Annotated in this window: 21 protein-coding genes; 8 read left to right on the top strand and 13 right to left on the bottom strand. The window is 56.5% G+C overall.

The genetic code is table 11. The features are described 5' to 3' along the window. Nucleotides 1-118 precede the first annotated feature (118 nt). Nucleotides 119-637 (bottom strand): gamma-glutamylcyclotransferase, encoded by a 519-nt coding sequence (locus LB462_RS18595; protein ID WP_224511069.1) that lies wholly within the window; start codon nucleotides 635-637, stop codon nucleotides 119-121. 114 nt (nucleotides 638-751) lie between these two features. On the opposite strand from LB462_RS18595, the gene LB462_RS18590 reads away from it, so the two are divergent. After that, nucleotides 752-1,861, top strand: a complete 1,110-nt coding sequence (locus tag LB462_RS18590; protein ID WP_224511067.1) for a DUF2125 domain-containing protein — start codon at nucleotides 752-754, stop codon at nucleotides 1,859-1,861. A gap of 242 nt (nucleotides 1,862-2,103) precedes the next feature. On the opposite strand, the gene LB462_RS18585 is transcribed toward LB462_RS18590, so the two are convergent. Together LB462_RS18585 and hisC are read right to left on the bottom strand one after the other, a co-directional pair. Further along, nucleotides 2,104-3,039 carry a prephenate/arogenate dehydrogenase family protein gene (locus LB462_RS18585; protein WP_224511065.1) on the bottom strand — a complete coding sequence of 312 codons (936 nt, stop codon included), beginning with the start codon at nucleotides 3,037-3,039 and terminating at the stop codon, nucleotides 2,104-2,106. A 145-nt stretch (nucleotides 3,040-3,184) separates the two neighbouring features. Further along, nucleotides 3,185-4,291 (bottom strand): histidinol-phosphate transaminase, encoded by a 1,107-nt coding sequence (gene hisC / locus LB462_RS18580; RefSeq protein ID WP_224511064.1) that lies wholly within the window; start codon nucleotides 4,289-4,291, stop codon nucleotides 3,185-3,187. Between the two features lie 132 nt (nucleotides 4,292-4,423). Between hisC and metX the strand changes: the two genes are divergently transcribed. Together metX and metW are read left to right on the top strand one after the other, a co-directional pair. Then, a complete protein-coding gene (gene metX / locus LB462_RS18575) occupies nucleotides 4,424-5,611 on the top strand; it encodes a homoserine O-acetyltransferase MetX (protein ID WP_224511062.1) in 1,188 nt (395 codons plus the stop codon). After that, nucleotides 5,608-6,222: a methionine biosynthesis protein MetW gene (metW, locus tag LB462_RS18570; protein ID WP_209999420.1), complete on the top strand. Its 615-nt coding sequence runs from the start codon at nucleotides 5,608-5,610 to the stop codon at nucleotides 6,220-6,222. The genes metX and metW overlap by 4 nt, the downstream gene beginning before the upstream one ends. 120 nt (nucleotides 6,223-6,342) lie before the next feature. Here the strand turns inward: metW and LB462_RS18565 are convergent, their stop codons facing one another. Continuing rightward, nucleotides 6,343-7,083 (bottom strand): class I SAM-dependent methyltransferase, encoded by a 741-nt coding sequence (locus LB462_RS18565; protein WP_224511060.1) that lies wholly within the window; start codon nucleotides 7,081-7,083, stop codon nucleotides 6,343-6,345. A 104-nt stretch (nucleotides 7,084-7,187) separates the two neighbouring features. Here LB462_RS18565 and gloB point away from each other — a divergent pair, with 104 nt between their 5' ends. Then, nucleotides 7,188-7,958: a hydroxyacylglutathione hydrolase gene (gloB, locus tag LB462_RS18560; RefSeq protein ID WP_224511058.1), complete on the top strand. Its 771-nt coding sequence runs from the start codon at nucleotides 7,188-7,190 to the stop codon at nucleotides 7,956-7,958. 2 nt (nucleotides 7,959-7,960) lie between these two features. Continuing rightward, the gene (locus LB462_RS18555; protein ID WP_224511178.1) at nucleotides 7,961-8,392 is read left to right on the top strand and encodes a cupin domain-containing protein; all 432 of its coding nucleotides are present in this window, start codon (nucleotides 7,961-7,963) and stop codon (nucleotides 8,390-8,392) included. Here LB462_RS18555 and yddG read toward each other — a convergent pair. Both yddG and LB462_RS18545 read right to left on the bottom strand, forming a co-directional pair. Next, a complete protein-coding gene (gene yddG, locus LB462_RS18550) occupies nucleotides 8,356-9,249 on the bottom strand; it encodes an aromatic amino acid exporter YddG (protein WP_224511056.1) in 894 nt (297 codons plus the stop codon). The two genes, LB462_RS18555 and yddG, sit on opposite strands and share 37 nt — an antisense overlap. Before the next feature lie 39 nt (nucleotides 9,250-9,288). Beyond that, entirely contained in the window at nucleotides 9,289-10,095 is an 807-nt protein-coding gene (locus tag LB462_RS18545) for a DUF3108 domain-containing protein (RefSeq protein WP_224511055.1), read from the bottom strand. Nucleotides 10,096-10,368: 273 nt separating this feature from the next. On the opposite strand from LB462_RS18545, the gene rpmB reads away from it, so the two are divergent. Together rpmB and LB462_RS18535 are read left to right on the top strand one after the other, a co-directional pair. Continuing rightward, complete coding sequence (rpmB, locus tag LB462_RS18540) at nucleotides 10,369-10,668, top strand: 50S ribosomal protein L28 (protein ID WP_112523551.1); 300 nt, start codon at nucleotides 10,369-10,371, stop codon at nucleotides 10,666-10,668. 81 nt (nucleotides 10,669-10,749) lie between these two features. Beyond that, the gene (locus tag LB462_RS18535; RefSeq protein WP_224511052.1) at nucleotides 10,750-11,400 is read left to right on the top strand and encodes a queuosine precursor transporter; all 651 of its coding nucleotides are present in this window, start codon (nucleotides 10,750-10,752) and stop codon (nucleotides 11,398-11,400) included. On the opposite strand, the gene LB462_RS18530 is transcribed toward LB462_RS18535, so the two are convergent. From LB462_RS18530 to LB462_RS18515, 4 genes are all read right to left on the bottom strand, one after another. Then, nucleotides 11,373-12,386 carry an esterase-like activity of phytase family protein gene (locus LB462_RS18530; RefSeq protein ID WP_224511050.1) on the bottom strand — a complete coding sequence of 338 codons (1,014 nt, stop codon included), beginning with the start codon at nucleotides 12,384-12,386 and terminating at the stop codon, nucleotides 11,373-11,375. The two genes, LB462_RS18535 and LB462_RS18530, sit on opposite strands and share 28 nt — an antisense overlap. Before the next feature lies 1 nt (nucleotide 12,387). Continuing rightward, on the bottom strand, nucleotides 12,388-14,277 hold the full coding sequence (gene cobT / locus LB462_RS18525; RefSeq protein ID WP_224511049.1) for a cobaltochelatase subunit CobT: 1,890 nt from the start codon (nucleotides 14,275-14,277) through the stop codon (nucleotides 12,388-12,390). Nucleotides 14,278-14,291: 14 nt separating this feature from the next. Further along, nucleotides 14,292-15,278 (bottom strand): cobaltochelatase subunit CobS, encoded by a 987-nt coding sequence (cobS, locus tag LB462_RS18520; protein ID WP_112523562.1) that lies wholly within the window; start codon nucleotides 15,276-15,278, stop codon nucleotides 14,292-14,294. Between the two features lie 86 nt (nucleotides 15,279-15,364). Further along, the gene (locus tag LB462_RS18515) at nucleotides 15,365-16,018 is read right to left on the bottom strand and encodes a J domain-containing protein (RefSeq protein WP_112523565.1); all 654 of its coding nucleotides are present in this window, start codon (nucleotides 16,016-16,018) and stop codon (nucleotides 15,365-15,367) included. 144 nt (nucleotides 16,019-16,162) lie between these two features. Between LB462_RS18515 and LB462_RS18510 the strand changes: the two genes are divergently transcribed. After that, entirely contained in the window at nucleotides 16,163-16,465 is a 303-nt protein-coding gene (locus tag LB462_RS18510) for a BolA family protein (protein ID WP_112523568.1), read from the top strand. A gap of 8 nt (nucleotides 16,466-16,473) precedes the next feature. Here LB462_RS18510 and LB462_RS18505 read toward each other — a convergent pair whose 3' ends face one another. From LB462_RS18505 to LB462_RS18495, 3 genes are read right to left on the bottom strand one after another with little or no spacing between them, the layout of a single operon-like run. Continuing rightward, the gene (locus tag LB462_RS18505; RefSeq protein ID WP_224511046.1) at nucleotides 16,474-17,757 is read right to left on the bottom strand and encodes an HlyC/CorC family transporter; all 1,284 of its coding nucleotides are present in this window, start codon (nucleotides 17,755-17,757) and stop codon (nucleotides 16,474-16,476) included. After that, nucleotides 17,754-18,878, bottom strand: a complete 1,125-nt coding sequence (aroB, locus tag LB462_RS18500; protein WP_224511044.1) for a 3-dehydroquinate synthase — start codon at nucleotides 18,876-18,878, stop codon at nucleotides 17,754-17,756. Before aroB ends, LB462_RS18505 begins: the two co-directional genes overlap by 4 nt. Then, nucleotides 18,875-19,498 (bottom strand): shikimate kinase, encoded by a 624-nt coding sequence (locus LB462_RS18495; RefSeq protein WP_370637220.1) that lies wholly within the window; start codon nucleotides 19,496-19,498, stop codon nucleotides 18,875-18,877. The genes aroB and LB462_RS18495 overlap by 4 nt, the downstream gene beginning before the upstream one ends. Nucleotides 19,499-19,583: the final 85 nt, after the last annotated feature.

Raw genomic sequence — 19,583 nt, 5'->3', positions numbered from 1 at the left:
GATTCACGTCAGGGCGAGGCGAAAACGGTGGTTTTCGAGCACCGGAGCGTAGCGTACTTTAAGGTACGTGAGCACCGGAGCGCAGAAAAACGCGGTTTGCAGGCCGCCATGGCGTGAATCACCGATCGACTGCCGCGACGACCGCTTCCATCCAGTGATCGCGGATCTTCATCTTGTGCATGTGCTCGAGCGTGCTGTGCACATAGTCTTCATTGCGACCCGATTGACCCACTGAGCCGCGCACAGCCGTAGCTGCTTCGCTGACGGAAAGCCTGCCCGCATACTGAACATGGCTGCGGTCGACGATATAGGTCAGCGCCTCGACCCTGCGCCCGTCTTCGAGCCGTATGGCCAGCCGCCGTTCGAGATAGACATGCGTGACCAGTTCACGCGCCCGCAAATAGGCGACAACCTCGTCCTCGAGATCGCCAGGCACGCGAAACGCCATCCCAAGGCAGGATCCGCCCCGATCGAGGCCCAGCACCAGCCCCGGACGCTCGGGCGTTCCACGATGCACATAGGAGCGGACACACAGCGCCCTGCGATAACCATGAAGGCGGGCGTGCAAAGTCTCCACATGTGCAAAGCCCGGCTTCCACATCAGAGAGCCGTAGCCAAAGACCCAAAAATCGCCCATATCCGTCCTGATAGATTTGCCTGATAGATTTGCCTGAGAGACTGTTTGAGAATTCAGCCTGGCGAGTCAGTTGATGCGGTTTTCGAGACCCGGAGCGCAGTGGACATTTGGTCCATGAGCACCGGAAGTGCAGAAAATCGCATCAAATGGCCGTCGGGGTGGATTGTCAACGGTCTCTCCCTGACCGATAGCGAGACCCACCCCATGCCGTCAAGCACTGCCGAAAAGAGCCGCAAGCCTTCGAGACTTCCGATCATCATCGGCGCACTGATTATCCTTGCCGGCGCGATCTACACCGGCGGCTGGTACTATCTGGCCAATCAATTGGAAAGCCGGGTTGCAACGAACATTGCAGCGTTCAAACAGCAGGGCATCGACGCCACCTGCGAAAACGCCAGGGCGAGTGGCTATCCTTTGCGCGTTGGTCTCGACTGCTCGAAAGTCGGTTGGGTCGACCAGGCCAAAAACATATCCATCACCGCCGGCAGCTTTCGTTCAGCAGCGCAAATCTACGACCCGCTCCAGATTGTCAGCAGCGTCGAAGGCCCTGCCGCCGTGGACGTGCCCGGCGCTCCGCCTCTCGACGTGAAATGGGAACATCTCGCCACGAGCGTCCGGCTCGACAAACCGCTTCCAAAACAACTCTCGATTGAAGGCAGCAATGTCATGGTCAATGAGCGCGGGAATGTGAGCAATCCTGTTCCGCTCGCCGTGATGCAGACCGGGAAACTTGAGTTCAACACCGTCCAACCGCAGATGGATATCGCACTATCCTTCGACAAGTTGAAGATCGCTGACAATATTGTCCTCGACAGACCGTTGCCCGAATTGACCGGCGCTGCCGATGTCCAGCTTGCCAATGGTTTCGCGCTTCTGGCAAAACCCGAGCGTGACCTGTCGGTTCTGCGCGGCCAGACGGGAACGCTGCGAAAAGTCGAACTGTCCTTCGAGGATGGCAGCGGGATTGCGATTTCCGGTCCGTTTTCCGTCGCCGATGACGGGCGCATCAGCGGCGATTTCAAGGTGACGATGCGCAATCCGGAAGGTGTCGCCAAAGTCATGCAGGGCATTTTCCCTGAAGCAGGCAATACGATTTCGACCGTTGTTCAAGCGATGGCGTTCGTTCCGAAAGACGCGAGCGGCGCGCCAACACTTCCCATTACGGTGAAGAACGGCAAAATGTCGGTTGGCTTTATCAGCATCGGACGGCTGCCCGCGCTGTGATTGTAACCTGAGCGTTGCACATCACACGCGGACGGATCCGCTCTTATCTCTCCCCTTGTGGGAGAGAAAGGATTTTCCTGGATTTAGCCTTCTTTGCTAAATCCTTGGAAAATCCAAGTGAGGGGATTTTTTGAACCCAGACCATCCCCTCTCTTGTGATTTCTAGCACTTAGCAAGTGCTAAGATGCTGAAATCACTTTCTCCCCCACAAGGGGGGAGATAATCGGCATCGCCTCTAACGGCTATTGCGTTGAGCTCTGTCCTGCCTTCTGCCGTCCGAAGTCCGGAGCATCCACTTCCTGACCCGCATCGATGATGCCGCGGCGGACGGCACGTGTCCGGGTGAAAAGATCGAACAGCGCATCGCCGTCGCCCCAGCGAACCGATCGCTGCAACGAGGCGAGATCCTCGGAAAACCGCGACAGCATTTCAAGGATGGCGTCCTTGTTGTGCAGGCAGACATCGCGCCACATGGTGGGATCAGATGCGGCCAGACGCGTGAAATCGCGAAAACCCGAAGCCGAATATTTGATGACTTCGGAGTTTGTCACTTCTTCCAGATCGCTCGCTGTGCCGACGATATTGTAGGCTATCAAGTGCGGGAGATGGGATACGATGGCGAGGACGCGGTCGTGATGCAAAGGGTCCATCGTGTCGAGCCGCGAACCGCAGGCTTCCCAGAACTTCGTCAGCTTCGCGATAGCGTCCGGGTCCGTACCCTCCAATGGTGTGAGGATGCACCAGCGGTTGATGAACAGATCGGCAAAACCTGCATCGGGGCCGGAATACTCCGTTCCTGCCAGCGGATGCCCCGGGATGAAATGCACATTCGCGGGGAGTTCCGGCTGCATCTGCGCAATCACCGAACCCTTGGTCGAACCGACATCGGTCACGATCGCGCCGGGCTTAAGCGAGCCGGCAATCTGCCGGGCAACTTCGCCTGACGAACCCACAGGTACTGAAACGATAACGAGATCGGCGTTCTTCACCGCCTCTGCGCTATCAAGTGTATAGCTATCGCCGAGGCCAAGCTCTTTTGCCCGAGCCAGTGTGGCTTCGCTGCGGGTGGAAATGACGATCTTGTCGGCAAGGCCCTCGCGCTTGATGACGCGCGCCAGCGACGAACCGATGAGGCCGATGCCGATCAGTGCGATTGTATCGAAATGAATGTCGGACATGTTTCTATGACCTGTAACTGCGCTGAGATTCGCGCTATGACGCGGCGAAAATGGTGGTTTTCGAGCACTGGAGCGCAGCGTACTTTAAGGTACGTGAGCACCGGAGCACAGGAAAACGCCATTTGTAGCCCGTCATGGTGTGAATCTACTTTAAGAATTCGGAGAGTGCGGCGACCACGCCCAGATTGGCTTCTTCGGATCCAATGGAAAGGCGCAACGCGTTCGGAAATCCGTATCCCGTAACGCGGCGCAAAATATAGCCCTTGCTCGTCAGGTAAGCGTCCGCTTTCTCCGCCGATTTCGCCGGATCTTCGGGAAAGTGCACAAGAAGGAAATTACCGACCGACGGCGTGACCCGAAGCCCAAGCCCGGTCAATTGTTCGGTGAGCCAGGGCAGCCACTTTTCGTTGAAAGCCACCGCATCGTTGAGATGCGCGCGGTCGCGTATCGCCGCAGCGCCGGTGACGATGGCCGCGGAGTTCAGGTTAAACGGACCGCGGATACGGTTGGTCGCATCAATGATATGGGCGGGCGCAAACATCCAGCCGATGCGCAAAGCGGCAAGGCCGTATATCTTCGAAAAAGTGCGGGTCATCACGACATTTTCGGACGACGACACCAGTTCGACGCCTGACTCATAATCATTGCGGCGAACATATTCCGCATAAGCGGCGTCGAGCACCAGCATTACGTTCTTCGGCAGTCCGGCATGCAGTCGGCGAACCTCTTCGAAAGGCAGATAGGTGCCTGTCGGATTGTTGGGATTTGCCAGAAAGACGATCTTGGTGCGCGGCGTGACGACAAGCAAAATCGCATCGACATCGGCTTGCTCGTTCTTTTCGCTGGCAACGACCGGTACGCCACCCGCAGCCATGGTGGCGATCTTGTAAATGCCGAAACCATGTTCGGTATAGACAGCCTCATCGCCTGCAGCGAGATAGGCTTGGCATAACAGGCCGAGCAATTCGTCCGAGCCATTACCGCACATGATATTATCGACGTTCAAACCGTGGATATCGGCGATCGCCCGCTTCAGCAGGGTCGCCTGACCATCGGGATACATCTCCAGTTGCTCCACCGCAGCGCGATAAGCCTCCATCGCATGCTTGCTGGCACCGAGCGGCGTCTCGTTCGACGACAGCTTATGTACCTTCTCAACACCGGGAGCGCTGTGCTTGCCAGGCACATAGGCCGCTATATCGAGCACACCGGCTTTCGGAGTTGGGCGCATGTCTTGTCGTGTCGTTGTCATAATTGTTCGGGTCCGTAACGGGCAAAAGCACCGTGCGGACATAGCTGCATGGAGCCCGGATGTCGAGAACAACTTGACTTTGCGCGAACTGCGACCATACCTACGCGCGATCACGCCCTCAATTGCGCAGACATGACGAAAATCAGCCGACCATCCGCTAAAAAAGCTCAGCAAAGCCAGGAAGCGACAAATCCCCACAGTCCGGTGGTGGATTTTGGCGCTGACAAGCCGCTGCATCTCGATAGCGGCGTATCGCTTTCGCCGTTTCGTATCGCGTATCAGTCCTATGGCGAACTCAACGTCGACAAGTCCAACGCAATCCTCGTCTGCCATGCGCTGACTGGCGATCAGCATGTCGCCAATGTCCATCCCGTAACCGGCAAGCCGGGCTGGTGGGAGTTGCTCATCGGTCCGGGCAAGCCGATCGATACGGATCGCTACTTCGTGCTCTGTTCCAATGTCCTCGGCGGTTGCCTTGGCTCGACAGGCCCGGCCTCGATCAATCCCGAAACCGGCAAGGCTTACGCGCTGGATCTTCCGATCATCACGATAGCGGACATGGTGCGTGCCCAGGCGATGCTCATCGAGCATCTGGGCATCAAACAGCTTTTTGCCGTGATCGGCGGATCCATGGGCGGCATGCAGGTGCTGGAATGGGCGTCGAGCCATTCCGACAAGGTATTTGCGGCCGTGGCGATTGCGACCGGTGCCCGCCACTCGTCGCAGAATATCGCCTTCCATGAAGTGGGCAGGCAGGCGGTCATGGCTGATCCCGACTGGAAGGAAGGCCGCTACCTCGAAGCCGGCACTGTCCCACGCAAAGGTCTCTCGGTCGCCCGCATGGCGGCCCATATTACCTATCTGTCCGAGACTGCCTTGCACAACAAGTTCGGGCGCAATCTGCAGGACCGCCAGAACGTGACCTTCGGGTTCGACGCGGATTTCCAGATTGAAAGCTATCTGCGCCATCAGGGGACCACTTTCGTCGAGCGTTTCGACCCGAATTCCTATCTCTACATGACCCGGGCGATGGATTATTTCGACCTCGCCGCGGAACATGGCGGCCGGCTTGCCGATGCCTTCGCCGGATCGAAAACCCGGTTCTGCATTGTCTCATTCACCAGCGACTGGCTGTTCCCGACCAGCGAAAGCCGGATGGTCGCCCATGCGCTGAATGCAGCAGGCGCGTCGGTGTCCTTCGTCGAGATCGAGTCGGATCGTGGCCACGACTCGTTCCTGCTCGATGAGCCCGAGATGTTTTCGACGATCACCGGATTTATCCGCTCTGCTGCGCGAGCCAAGGGGCTTTTGCCGTCATGAGTGTTAACGTCCATCCCCGCGTCGATTTTGCCGTCATCGCTTCGCTGGTCAAACCCGGCTCGCGCGTGCTCGACGTCGGCTGCGGCGATGGCGAACTCTTGGAGCTTTTGCAGAACACCAAGGATGTGGATGGGCGCGGCGTCGAGCTCTCGCAAAAGGGTGTCAACGAATCGGTGGCGCGCGGCCTGTCGGTCATCCAGGGCGATGCCGACAGCGATCTCAAATATTATCCGGATGGCGGTTTCGATTATGTGATCCTGTCGCAGACCTTGCAGGCGACCCGCAACCCGAAGAATGTCCTCACGGAACTTCTGCGCATCGGCGAAAAAGCCATCGTGTCATTTCCCAATTTCGGGCATTGGCGGGTCCGTACCTCCCTCGCCATCAACGGTCGCATGCCGGTCACCAAGGACCTGCCCTATAGCTGGTACGACACGCCGAATATCCACTTCTGTACGATCAATGATTTTGTCGATATGACCAAGGAAGTCGGCGCAGAGGTCGAGTCCGCCGTCGCGCTGAATGCCTTGGGGGAGCGCCTTGGATTCAACATGCCATGGGGATTCTGGAACCTCTTCGGCCAGCAGGCTGTGTTTCTGCTCAAACGCTAGCGAACCCCGCATAGGATTTGCGCAAGAATCCTCGAATCTTGCACAAAGAGTTGCGATTCCGGTGCAAGACTCATCGATTCTGGCGCAAGAACTTCAACCCATACGGGTAATTTGGTTGCGCTAACGCGAACTGGCGCTCGCTGTTCCTTGCGGTGAGAGGACCGGCACGAACACACGCCGCGACGCACGCTTGGCAACGGGTAGCCCCTGATAGATGCGTTTTTGCGCTTCAACGAGCAACACGCCAGAGAACATCGGCCAAAAACGACGGCCTACCCGCTCAAACAATGAAGAAGGCCGCATCATCGCTTTTCGCGATGACGGCGGGAAGAACAGAGCTTCGCCCCACGGTCCGGGCGTGAAGTTTGCCTCCCTCAGGAGACGCGTCAGCTGACCTCGGCTATAGGGGCGGCCGCTGCCAAACGGCGTATGTTCAAACCTTGCCCATAGTCCCCTCCGATTCGGAACGACGATGACGAGCCGGCCGTTGGGCGCGAGAACACGCCACATCTCCTTCAGTGTTTCGCGTGGATCCTCCGCATGTTCCAGCGCATGTACCATCAATATTCTGTCCACTGCGGAGTCGGGGAGAGGCAAATCCTCTTCAAATATCAATGCTGTAGCGGACGGCTCGACAGGCGGCCAGCTGGCGGCGCCCTGCCCGGCCGGCATGAAGGCGAATGTGCGTTCTGTGTCGCCGCGGAACCGGTCGAGGTAAGGTACGGCGTATCCGAGACCAACCAGCCGCTCGCCTGGCAGCTTCGGCCAGAGCGGCACCAAGGCCATCGTAATGGAGCGCTCGGTCAGATGGCCGAGCGTTGAAGCGTAAAATGAGCGAAGATCGATGATGTCGAGATGCATGGCCGCAAAGTAACATGGAAGATGAGAACATCAAGAAATGACATGGGTTGCAGACCTGGCTTAACCGGGATTATCTTGCCCAGCCAAGAATGAAGAGAACGACCATGCCCCAATTGCAGATAGAACAATTCACCGCCCGCAGCGATAATTTCGGCGTGCTGATCCATGATCCTGAAACCAGCCTGACCGCCTCCATCGATGCCCCCGAAGAGCAGCCGATTCTTGACGCGCTCAAGCGCCGCGGCTGGAAACTGACCCATATTTTCACCACGCATCACCATACGGATCACGTGGAAGCCAATCTGGCGCTGAAGAAACGATTTGGCGTGGAAATCATTGGTCCGGAGGACGAAAAGGCGAAAATACCGGGTATTGACCGCGGCGTCCGTCACGGCGACCGGTTTAAATTCGGCAATTTCGAAGTGGAGGTCATTTCCACGCCGGGGCACACCGCAGGAGAAATCTCCTTTCATATCCCTGCTGCCAAGGTCGCGTTTACCGGCGACACCCTGTTTTCACTCGGCTGCGGACGGCTTTTCGAAGGAGCGCCCGCGACTATGTTCAAGTCGCTGCAGCGGTTGATCGGACTGCCGGGCGAAACGGAAATCTATTGCGGCCACGAATACAGCGAGAGCAACGCCCGCTTTGCCCTGACTATCGACCCGGAAAACTCGGCGCTCAAGGAACGTGCCAAGGAAATCAAGACTTTGCGGGAGGCGGATTTGCCGACCCTGCCAACAACGCTCATGCGCGAGATGGCAACCAACCCGTTTCTTCGCTGGCACGATCCGGCGATCCGCAAAAATCTCAAAATGGAGAGCGCGACCGATGAGGCGGTTTTCGCTGAAATCCGCAAGCGCAAGGACAATTTTTGATGGTGCTGACAGCAGACGAGATTCGCGGGCGCCTCGGGCTTCAGCCGCATCCGGAAGGCGGCTTCTATGTCCAGACGTTCCGCGACAACCAGGGCGATTGGCCAGAAGGCGGGCGCGGGCACTCGACGGCGATCTACTTTCTGCTCGAAGAGGGCCAAATTTCGGCCTGGCACCGCGTCAAGGATGCAGCCGAAGTCTGGCACTGGTATGGTGGTGCACCACTGCTTTTGACCGTGGCAACCGAGGGCTCACCGCACGAAAGTTTTACGCTAGGACTTGATCTAGCAAATGGGCAGCGCCCGCAAGCCATTGTTCCGGCAGGACAATGGCAAATGGCCAAGAGCCTCGGCGCGTGGACACTTGTCGGGTGCACGGTAGCACCAGGATTTGATTTCGCTCAGTTCGAAATGGCGGAACCTGGCTGGGAGCCCTGACGGCGCTTGAAGAGCATGTCCTTTGCTGCGATAACCGCGCCCAGCGTGATCAAGAGGCATGCGAGCATCACGCGCCCCGTTGGCTCCGTCACCCCCGCGATGATCAGCACAAGCGTTGAAAGCAGTGGTGCGGCATAGCTCGACGCACCGAGCACCTGGATATTCCCATGCTTTACGCCATAGTCCCAGACATAGAACGCCGCACCAACCGGAAATAGCCCAAGCCCAAGGACGGCGAGCCACTGGACGAGTCCATCCGGCCAGACCGTCTGCTCAAGCAGCAGGTGTGAAATCAACGAGAGGATCGACGTTGCGATGCAGAAGCCCGTCACAGCATCCGTTGGCACGTTGGAAAAGCGTCGCGACAACAGCGAATAGGCGGCCCATGTCAGTGCGCAGAGGCCTGCCATGGCGTAGCCGAAGCCAAATTGCGGATCGAAGCCGAGGCCGCCACCCTTGGTTATGATCAGCACTGTTCCGGCCAAGCCCAATAACGTGCCTAGAATGTGAAACCAGCGTAGCTTTTCACCAGGCATCAGGGCGGATCCAACAACGATGAAAAGCGGCCAGAGATAGGCGATGAGGCTGGCGTCGACAGCTGGAGCGTTTCGTAGCGCCGTAAAATAGAGGAAGTGATAGCCAAAGAGCCCGACAACGCCGAGCAGCCAGACCTTTGCGGGCTGGCGCAGATGCCGTGCAGCACCCGGCCGCCACAGCCAAGAGATCAACCCGAGACACGCACCGATAGCGAACGTCATCGCGGTTAGCTGAAATGGGGGAACCTTGCCCGACACATCAGTGAAAAGCGCGAGCATCGCCCACATGATGATCGCAAGAAAACCAACAAATGTAGCCAAAAAGCACCCCGGATTCGAAGACGGCCCGCCCAGCCGCGTCTATTGCGTCTTTTCGAAACGGGTTGCGTAAACAGTCACCGTACCGATCTGCGTGCCGATTTTCGCCTGCACCGGTGAATAGATAGCGGACTTGCCGAGGGATGCAAAGGTGAGACTGATCTTGCTCGAGTTCTTCAGATATTCGATAGCTTTTCGCCCTGACTGATAGCCGGCGATCGGGACGAATTTAGCCAAACAGGTAATGGCATCACCCTTGAAGCCCTCGGTCGCAAAGGGCTGCGCCCTGCCCGATGGAGAAAGTTTCAAGTCCACGCGCGTCTGGCCATCATAAAGATGCAACGTCTGCCTGCAGACCTGGTCGAGGCTGCTTGCCGCCACCATCACGCCGGAAATCGGATCGGCAACCGATTGGAGGTCGGCAGGTTTCAGATCCACCCAGTTCTTCTTCCTGTTGATCGGCGGATCATTGGTGGTATTCGTAACATTGCCGTTGGTAAAGGCGATCGACGTGCTCTTGTTTCGGTTTCCATGCCGATAGTTGACAACATAGGAATTCGGTACGGGCCCGGTCTCGGCGAACTGACCGGTAACGTCCAGCTTGCCATTGGTGTCATCGAACAGGCTACCCAGCCCCGAGCTGGCAAGAGACCCGACAACTTTGTAAGCGCGATCATCTGTGACGCTGGTTGAAAAACTTGCCTTGGCTATCGACAATCCGAAGAGTGAAACGCGGTAATCTGTCTGATACGACTGGGCACCGTGCGCCGGATGCGCGCCCATCAGCGCTAGTACAGCGAGCGGCACCAGCATTCGCGTTCGGCTGGCATACTGCCTATGGGCATTCATTCTTGTCATTCTTGTCCAAAGCATCCCTGCAGTGATTGTTCGAGCGTACAAAGCGGGCAAAGTTGTGATATACATCAAGAAGCTGGCCTGTATTATATAAAAGCAGCGCCAAACATGGCATAAGTGCACTTGACGCGCGCGGCCCATATCACTATAGAAACGCGACTTCCCAATAGGCCGCCCATCCGACAAGCGAGCCGCTGCACGGCAACGTGCGATGGTAGCAGGAAATATTCGGACAAAGGCGAATGAAAAATTTGAAGGTGAGACCAGATGTCCCGCACATGTGAATTGACCGCTAAGTCGGTACAGTATGGTAACAATGTGAGCCACGCGAACAACAGAACGCGCCGCCGCTTCTTGCCGAATCTTTGCCACGTAACGCTGATCTCCGAAGCCCTCGGTCAGAGCTATCGTCTGCGCGTTTCGGCCCATGCCCTGCGCAGCGTCGAGCATCGCGGTGGTCTGGATGCATTCCTGGTCAAGGCTGACGAGAAGGAGCTGTCGCAACGTGCTCGTCTCCTGAAACGTCAGATTGCCAAGAAGCTTCTTGAAGCTCCGGTCGCTGCTTAATTAGCAATCGTTTCCGTTTTCTAGTCGTCGAGGCCAGCAAATGCTGGCCTTATTGCTGGTTCCATTACCCAGGATAAAAAAATGCCGATGCAACGCGCCTATACCTTTTCGGACTTTATTCTCCCCGTTTTAGCTATGTGCGCGGTCGTTGCCGCGTCCAATATCCTTGTTCAGTATCCTTTTGATCATTTTGGATTGGGAGAAATCCTGACCTATGGCGCCTTTACCTACCCGATAGCCTTTCTGGTCAACGATCTTGCAAATCGCACATTCGGCCCGGCCTTTGCCCGGAAGGTCGTCTATGTGGGGTTTGCGATTGCCGTCGTCCTTTCGGTCTGGCTGGCAACGCCGCGCATCGCTATCGCATCCGGCACGGCATTCCTGACAGCCCAGCTTCTGGACATCACCGTATTCAACAGGTTGCGGCAGCTGACCTGGTGGAAGGCGCCTTTTGCCTCTGCCATCTTCGGTTCGCTGTTAGACACATTGCTGTTCTTCTCGATCGCCTTTGCTGCCAACTTTGCCTGGATCGACGCCGCGACAGGCCACGCCGATTCGTCACTTGCCATGCTGGTGCCCTTCCTTGGCAGGGAAATCCCATTGTGGATGTCGTTGGGTTTTGGCGATCTGATGGTCAAAATGTTCATGGCTGTCGTGATGCTGGTGCCTTACGGAGCGATCCTTGCAATCTTCGCCCCCGCTATCTACTCGGCAAACCGGAATTCCAGATAAAGATTCCGTTGCAGGATGGAATGATTGTCATCTGAGACAAGCGATAGTCGGGTAGAACCGTCTGCCGTCTGCCAGACATCCAGCCCTTCCATATTGTCTATCTGGTTTCGCATGTCCGCCTGCAGGATGAATTCCCCGTCGACCGTAGCCCCAGGTTTGATGCTTGCCACGGATATTCTTCGTATTCTCAGGACCACGCCGCTGGCTATGCTGAAGCGGCGCTCAAGCAGCAACAAATCACCATCGGGCAGGAAATCGCCATCGCTGACATCGAAATCATCGCGGCGTTTGACAAAGAAAACGCCCTTCTGCGGCCCTTCAAGCACTGCGGCGAACATATCGCCAGCCTTGTTGATGCTTTTTTCGGTTACTGCAACCCGCGCCCCGTGCAATGGGCCGGAGGCCGGCGAATAGGCTATCGTCTCTATGCCGCGGTTGTTGCGCAGCTCTTCCCTCGGTATCGGCAGAGGAACATTCCTTGGCGTCGAGGCAAAGTTTTCAAGGTCCAGCGCATATTCCGCAATCCGGTGGATGCGCTCGAACGAAACCGTGACTGTATCGCCGTAAACGCTCATGCCTTCGGCATCGGAGTTCCACTTGCCCTCAACAGGAAGACCTTCCTCGCTCTGAATCGGTGCCAAGCGAAAATTGCCGATCGATGCGGGTCTGCCCTCCTCATCGCGCTGCATCGTACCCGCATACCAGAAGCCAGTATCGGTGATGCCGAGAAATTTCTTTCCTGAATCCAGATAGCGAAACGCGGAAAGGCCGCCAAAGTCGGAACTCGCAGAGGTCATTTCCAGACCGCCAACAAATTCAAGATCTCCGAACCGCCTCTCGGACGAGCCGATGCGAAAATTGGAGACCACACGGGACTCGATGACGGCAGGGGAAACGATTGCGCTCTCGTCCGCTAAAACCGGCATTGCAACAAGGATTGCGAGGCAAAGCGATGCGCGCCGAAAAGTCAGCGCAGTTCGGTTCATGTTATCGCCGCATTGACTTTTTTGCGCTCTGTCGCTCCGGCTCTTCAAATAATGAAGCCAGCTGTTCAGTCATGGCACCGGCAAGTTCCTCTGCATCGACGATAGTGACAGCGCGGCGATAGTACCGGGTCACATCATGACCGATCCCAATGGCGATCAGCTCAACTGGCGAACGTGTTTCGATCTCCTCGATCACAGCGCGCAAGTGCCGCTCGAGATAGTTGCCCGGATTGACCGAAAGGGTAGAATCATCAACCGGAGCCCCATCCGAGATCATCATCAGGATACGGCGCTGCTCAGGACGGCCCAGCAAGCGTTGGTGTGCCCATATCAAGGCTTCACCGTCGATGTTCTCCTTCAGAAGGCCTTCGCGCATCATCAGGCCAAGATTGCGCCGTGCGCGCCGCCACGGGGCGTCAGCGCGCTTGTAGACGATGTGGCGCAGGTCATTAAGACGACCGGGATTGGCGGGCTTGCCACGTTCCAGCCAGGCTTCACGCGCCTGACCGCCTTTCCAGGCCTTGGTGGTGAACCCGAGGATTTCCACCTTCACACCGCAACGCTCCAGCGTCCTTGCCAGAATGTCCGCGCACGTCGCGGCAACGGTAATCGGCCGCCCGCGCATGGAACCGGAATTGTCGATGAGCAGCGTCACAACCGTATCGCGGAAATCCGTGTCACGTTCCTGCTTATAGGAAAGTGGTTGCGTTGGATCGATTACAATACGCACAAGACGGGCGCTGTCGAGGTAACCCTCCTCCAGATCGAAGTCCCATGAGCGGTTTTGTTGCGCCATCAGACGGCGTTGCAACTTGTTTGCCAAGCGTCCAACGACAGCAGAGAGATTGGCTAGTTGCTTATCGAGAAAAGCCCGCAGCCGCTCCAGTTCGGCCTCGTCGCAAAGCTCTTCCGCATCGGTCGTTTCGTCGAATTCCTGCGTGAAAATCTTGTAACCGCTCTCACTGCCGAGGTTGGAGAACGGCTGGTTGGGGCGCCGCGCCTCGCCCGGTATCTCGGCATCCGCGTCCGAATCCTCGTCCATATCGTCAGACGAAGCGTCGGCGGCTTCGGTCTCGCCGGACTGGCTGTCGTCGCTGGATGTATCGGACTCATCATTCTCGGACGAATCGCTGCCCTCGTTCTCATCCGAACCGCCTTCGTTGTTTTCTTCCGGTTCTGGCGAGTCTTCGTTATTGTCCTGGCTGTCGTCTTCCTGGCTCTCCTGCGCCAGCTCTTCCGCCATCTCCATGGAAGCCAGCATCTCGCGTACGACGCGAGCGAAAGCGTTTTGATCGTTGATCTTGGCACCGAGATGGTCGAGGTCCGCCGCGGCCTTCTCCTCAATCCAGTCACGCCACAGGTCAAGCACATTGCCAGCTGATTCGGGAGCTTTGCGGCCCGTAAGCTTCTCACGGACCAAAAGCGCCACGGCTTCCTCGAGCGGCGCCTCCGCTTTATCGGTTATTGCCGGGAAATTGGCCCGGGCATATTTGTCCGAAAGCATGGAAGTCAGATTCTCGGCAACGCCGTCCATACGCAGCGCACCGATGGCCTCGACACGCGCCTGTTCAACCGCATCGAAGATCGCCCTCGCCTGCTTGCCTTCGGGCGCCAGCGTCGCGTGAATTCGGTCATTGTGACAGGCCTTGCGGAGCGCCATCGAGTCGCCAAGGCCGCGTGTGACGGCGACATCATTGGCAGTTGGACGCTTGGGCAGATCGGGAAGGCGTGCGCGATGACCCGTCAGGGCCGGCTTGTCATTACCGAATCCAACTTCCATTTCATGGTCGCCGGCAATCGCACGCATGCATCCCGTAAGCGCGCGCTTAAAAGGCTCGGAATCAACCGGACCTTTCGGATTCGCACGTGAATTGTCTCCGGGACCTGCCATCTTTATCGTGACGCTCAGCCGATGACCACATTGGCGGTCGATTCAGGCAGTTCCTTGCCAAATGCCCGCTGGTAGAATTCGGCAACGAGTGGACGTTCGAGCTCGTCGCACTTGTTGAGGAACGTCAACCGGAAAGCAAAACCCACATCCTTGAAGATATCGGCATTTTCCGCCCATGTGATCACGGTACGAGGGCTCATGACAGTCGATAGGTCGCCATTGATGAATGCTGCGCGCGTCATGTCAGCAACGCGCACCATCTTGGAGACGATCTCCTTGCCTTCCTTGTTCTGATAATGCTTGGCCTTGGCGGCAACGATAGCCGCCTCATTGTCGTGCGGCAGATAGTTGAGGGTCGTCACAATGGACCAGCGGTCCATCTGCGCCTGATTGATCTGCTGCGTGCCATGATAAAGACCCGTCGTATCACCAAGGCCAACCGTATTGGCGGTGGCAAACAGACGAAAAGCGGGATGCGGGCGGATAACGCGACTTTGATCGAGCAGCGTCAGACGACCCGACGATTCGAGCACGCGCTGGATCACGAACATGACGTCCGGACGTCCCGCATCGTACTCGTCGAATACAAGCGCGACATTGTGCTGATAAGCCCAGGGCAGAATGCCGTCGCGGAATTCCGTGATCTGCATACCTTCCTTGACGACGATCGCATCCTTGCCAACAAGGTCGATACGGCTGACGTGGCTGTCCAGATTGACACGCACGCATGGCCAGTTCAGCCGCGCGGCGACCTGCTCGATATGGGTCGATTTACCGGTACCATGGTACCCGGAAACCATAACACGGCGGTTGAAGGCAAAACCCGCGAGAATGGCCAGCGTGGTCTGCTTGTCGAATAGATAGTCCGTGTCGATTTCCGGCACATAAGCGTCACCTGCCTTATAGGCAGGAACCATCATATCGGTCTCAAAACCAAACAATTTTGCAGCAGAAACCGTTGTATCCGGCAAATTCGCAATATCGCGATCAACCTTATTCATCATGCCTCCAGCGCGACTGCACGCGCAGACGCATAAAGATAGTTTGGAACCTCGCTGTGAAGTTCCGAATTCGGCTCAATCGTGGGTTAGCAGAAACCAGCCGCTTTGAGCAATTGATAGGCCTGGATTACGTCACGGAAACGATCCTCGGAAGCCCTATCACCGCCATTAGCATCGGGATGATGGATCTTCACAAGCTCTTTATAGCGCGACTTTATGTCTTCGCCAGTGGCTTTTGCGCCAAGCCCGAGCGTATCCAGTGCTTTTGACTCCAATGGCTTGAGCTTGCGGATATGCACCCGCGCCTCATTGAAAACGCTGTTGGGGTCACGGAATCTGTTTTGATATGCCGCACGACCCGAACGCAACTTCGAAAAATCCGGTGACGTCTTGGCGCTGGCGCTCGCTTGTGCACGCGTACTGGCGCTTGCGCCCGCTCCGCTTCCAGGTAGTCCTGCAACGGTCCAGGTCGGACGGTCGCCCGTCAAAGCTTCCTTCTGGTATCTGGCTACCTCGGCATCCGAGAGGCCAGAGAAATAATTATAGCCCTTGTTGTACTCGCGCACATGGTCGATGCAGAAATGGAAGAACTCGCCTTCTTTCTCACGCCCCACCGGCGCGCGATGCGGTCCAGGCTTGTCGCAACCATCCCATTGGCAGACGGGTGTGCGCGATTTCTCCTCGTCCACCTTTTTCGGGCGGATGCGGATGCTGTCAAAATATTTCGAACTTGAGGTCATCGAATCAGAATCATCAACGGATCGGTTAGCGGAACAAGAATTGACATTTACCCATGGATAGACCTAACGCCTGAAATGGCGGTAAATTTGTGATCATGAATGGATTTGCCAAGTGAAACTACCATATGGGCGCAGGAGAACGAAATGTCCACTCAGTCAGTCATCGAAAGCAAACTGATGCAGGCTTTTCATCCTGTTTCGTTGGCAGTCATCAATGAAAGCCATCTGCACGCCGGCCACCATCATTCTGACAGCGAACATCATGGCACATTTGACGGTTCAGGCGAAACGCATTTTCGTGTGCGGATTGTCGCGGAGGCATTCGCCGGCATGTCGCGCGTTGCGCGTCATCGCGCCATCAATGAAGTGCTGCAGGACGAACTGAATGGCAGCGTCCACGCGCTGGCGCTTGAACCCGCGGCACCGGGTGAGGCGACACGCGCCTAAAGCTCGGCTCAACCCAGCTTGTCGTCATCCTCGATTGGTCGAATGCGCAGCCGCGTGATGCGATTTTTTTCCCGCTTCAGGATTGTGAAACGCTTGCCATGGAAGGTGAAGGCCTGCTTTTCTTTCGGAATGCTCTGTGTTTCGTGGATCACGAGACCGGCAATGGTCGTCGCTTCGGCGTCGGGCAGGTGCCAGTCCAAGGCCCGGTTAAGATCGCGAATGGGGACTGAGCCGTCAACCAGCACTGAACCATCCGGTTGAGGACGGCAACCCTGCACATCGATGTCGTGCTCATCGGCGATATCGCCAACGATCTCTTCGAGAATATCTTCGAGAGTAATCAATCCTTGCACGTCACCATATTCATCGACCACGATGGCGATATGTGCTTTGCGTCTCAGAAAGGCATTAAGCTGATCCTGAAGGCTTGTCGTGTCCGGAACGAACCACGGCTTCGTCGCCACCTTCATGATGTTGATCTTGGAAAAGTCCCGATTTGCGTCGCGGATCGCCCGCACCAGATCCTTGGCATGAACAACGCCGACGATATTGTCGTTCGCGTCCTTCCAGACAGGAATGCGGGTATGATGGCTCGCCAGGATTTCTGTAATGATGGTCTCGATGGGATCGTCTGCATTGACCGAATCCATGTCGGTCCGATGGATCATAACGTCGTAGACTTCGAGTTCGCGCAGGTCGAGAAGGCCGCCGATCTGGTCCCGATCACCTTTAACGACAGAGCCTTCCTTGTGTAGTAGATCGACGGTGCCACGCAGTTCCTCCTGAGCTGACAACATTGACGTGCCTGCCGCAAGATTGATGCCGAACACCGCAAGAATCTGGCGAACGATCCAATTGACGAGATCAGAAAGGGGACCGAACAGAAAGACTACTACCTGGGCAAACCGGACAAGAGCGAGCGAATTTCGATCGGGACTCGAAATTGCCCAGGATTTGGGCAATACCTCCGCGAAAATGACAAGCAAGACTGTCATTATCGCCGTGGCGTAAGCAACGCCAGCTTGGCCAAACAACGTTAGCAGCATACTCGTCGTCAACGATGAGGCTAGAATATTGATGAGGTTATTGCCGATGAGCATGACACCGATAAGCCGGTCCCGCTTTTCTATCAGGTTTTCCACCACGACCGCGCGCTCGTCGCCGCGCTTGGACAAGCGATGCATACGTGCACGAGATACGGCAGTCAGAGCAGTCTCAGATCCTGAAAACAAGGCAGACATCAGGATCAAAAGGAATATGATTCCGCAGAAGATCCAGATTTCCAGCGTCATGTTGGGTGTTTCTCCTGCAAAAAGCTTAGCACGGCAGATGGCGGCACGTCTTTTGCGATAAATGATTGGCCAATGCCGCGAGTCAAAATGAATGTGAGCGCCCCGCGCGCTACTTTTTTATCTTGCGCAATATAGTCCATCAGTTTTTCCGCGGGAGGTAATTTGCCGGGGATACCGTGTATGGAAACAGGGAGCCCGACCTGGCGCAGATGCGCTTCGACACGAGCCGCATCGTCCGGGCTCGCCAGATTCATCTTTGCCGAAAACTGGTGGGCGAGAACCATCCCGATGGCGACGCCCTCGCCATGAACCAACCGCCCGGAATCGTAGTTCGTCGCGGTTTCCAATGCATGGCCGAACGTATGGCCAAGATTGAGCAGCGCGCGATCTCCCGTTTCGCGTTCATCTCTGGCGACTACATCGGCTTTGGATTGGCATGATATGGCAATGGCTTCAGTCCGCTCAGGCCCGCCATCGAAAATCCCGCGCCAATTCTTTTCCAGCCAGGCAAAAAAATCCGGCCGATCGATCAGTCCATACTTTGCAACTTCAGCGTAGCCTGCACGGAACTCACGCGGAGTTAATGTGTTGAGCACGTCCGTATCGGCCAGAACGAGTTGTGGCTGATAAAATACCCCAACGAGGTTCTTGCCGTGCGCCGTGTTGATACCTGTCTTGCCACCAACAGACGAATCGACTTGCGCCAGCAACGATGTCGGCATCTGGATGAATCCCATGCCGCGACGGGCAATACCTGCCGCAAAACCGGCGAGGTCACCAATGACACCGCCACCAAAAGCAATCACGATATCGCCGCGCTCAAGACGCGCGGAAAGGATTGCATTGGTTACGGTTTCGAGTGTTGCAAAACCTTTCGATTTCTCCCCGGGTGCAACCAAGATGGGCGTGGAATCTATACCGGCAGCCGTCAGGCTTCGCGTGAGCCGATCGAGATGCAGACCTGCGACAGTCTCGTCGCTGATAATAGCGACACGCACCGATTTAGCACGCTTTGCAATTTCATATCCGGCCCGCTCGATCAATCCGGCCCCAATGAGAATATCGTAAGAACGATCCCCGAGCTTGACGGGTACAGTGGTAGTGGTAACCGCGTCGGTCATGAACCGGATTCCTCATTGCTGCGGGATGCAATACCATCAAGATGGCCGGCAATTGCCTGCATTGCTTCGAAGGCAATGATTTCCTTCTTTTCCTCGCGGGAGTTCACCACCAGATCGGCGACCGAATAAATCGGGTGGCGCTCGGTCATAAGCCGTTCCATCACACCTCGGGGATTATCGTTTTTCAGAAGCGGCCGGTTCTGTTTGCGCGCAACACGCGCCATCAGCACATCAAGTTCGGCTTTCAACCAGAGTGAAATACCCTCCGAAGCGATAGCTTTTCGCGTAAGTTCATTCATATAAGCACCGCCACCGGTCGCCAGCACGATCGGTCCATTCTCAAGCATGCGCGCAATAACACGCCGCTCGAGGTCCCGAAATTCGGCTTCTCCATAGGCTTCGAAAAGTTCCGGAATAGTCATCGTCGAGACTTTTTCGATCTCGTTGTCAGCGTCGAAGAATGGCAGCTCGACCAGTGCCGCCAGCTTTTTGCCGACCGTGGATTTGCCCGCGCCCATCAGTCCGATAAGCACGATGGACCTGTGTCCGAGGCGCTCTCTGATGGATTTGGCAAGCTCCGCGATCTCGGCTGCCCCAACTATGTCTTCAGTCATATTCATAATTGCGGTTCGACAGGAAAACCGTGCTGTCGTCAAGCAAACTATGGCGTTAGAAGACTCAAGCTTCATCAAATCATAAGGGTTT

Source organism: Phyllobacterium chamaecytisi (assembly GCF_020164455.1).
Classification (GTDB): Bacteria; Pseudomonadota; Alphaproteobacteria; order Rhizobiales; family Rhizobiaceae; genus Phyllobacterium; species Phyllobacterium chamaecytisi.
This window is presented reverse-complemented; position numbering and strand designations above follow the sequence as displayed.

Coding starts and splice junctions, on each gene's coding strand:
- metX (WP_224511062.1), top strand. CDS start 4,424: ATGACGAAAATCAGCCGACCATCCGCTAAAAAAGCTCAGCAAAGCCAG.
- LB462_RS18510 (WP_112523568.1), top strand. CDS start 16,163: ATGTCCACTCAGTCAGTCATCGAAAGCAAACTGATGCAGGCTTTTCAT.
- LB462_RS18515 (WP_112523565.1), bottom strand. CDS start 16,018: ATGACCTCAAGTTCGAAATATTTTGACAGCATCCGCATCCGCCCGAAA.
- LB462_RS18535 (WP_224511052.1), top strand. CDS start 10,750: ATGCCGATGCAACGCGCCTATACCTTTTCGGACTTTATTCTCCCCGTT.
- LB462_RS18495 (WP_370637220.1), bottom strand. CDS start 19,498: ATGAATATGACTGAAGACATAGTTGGGGCAGCCGAGATCGCGGAGCTT.
- LB462_RS18565 (WP_224511060.1), bottom strand. CDS start 7,083: ATGCATCTCGACATCATCGATCTTCGCTCATTTTACGCTTCAACGCTC.
- gloB (WP_224511058.1), top strand. CDS start 7,188: ATGCCCCAATTGCAGATAGAACAATTCACCGCCCGCAGCGATAATTTC.
- aroB (WP_224511044.1), bottom strand. CDS start 18,878: ATGACCGACGCGGTTACCACTACCACTGTACCCGTCAAGCTCGGGGAT.
- LB462_RS18595 (WP_224511069.1), bottom strand. CDS start 637: ATGGGCGATTTTTGGGTCTTTGGCTACGGCTCTCTGATGTGGAAGCCG.
- LB462_RS18585 (WP_224511065.1), bottom strand. CDS start 3,039: ATGTCCGACATTCATTTCGATACAATCGCACTGATCGGCATCGGCCTC.
- hisC (WP_224511064.1), bottom strand. CDS start 4,291: ATGACAACGACACGACAAGACATGCGCCCAACTCCGAAAGCCGGTGTG.
- cobS (WP_112523562.1), bottom strand. CDS start 15,278: ATGAATAAGGTTGATCGCGATATTGCGAATTTGCCGGATACAACGGTT.
- LB462_RS18590 (WP_224511067.1), top strand. CDS start 752: ATGAGCACCGGAAGTGCAGAAAATCGCATCAAATGGCCGTCGGGGTGG.
- metW (WP_209999420.1), top strand. CDS start 5,608: ATGAGTGTTAACGTCCATCCCCGCGTCGATTTTGCCGTCATCGCTTCG.
- LB462_RS18505 (WP_224511046.1), bottom strand. CDS start 17,757: ATGACGCTGGAAATCTGGATCTTCTGCGGAATCATATTCCTTTTGATC.
- cobT (WP_224511049.1), bottom strand. CDS start 14,277: ATGGCAGGTCCCGGAGACAATTCACGTGCGAATCCGAAAGGTCCGGTT.
- LB462_RS18530 (WP_224511050.1), bottom strand. CDS start 12,386: ATGAACCGAACTGCGCTGACTTTTCGGCGCGCATCGCTTTGCCTCGCA.
- LB462_RS18545 (WP_224511055.1), bottom strand. CDS start 10,095: ATGAATGCCCATAGGCAGTATGCCAGCCGAACGCGAATGCTGGTGCCG.
- rpmB (WP_112523551.1), top strand. CDS start 10,369: ATGTCCCGCACATGTGAATTGACCGCTAAGTCGGTACAGTATGGTAAC.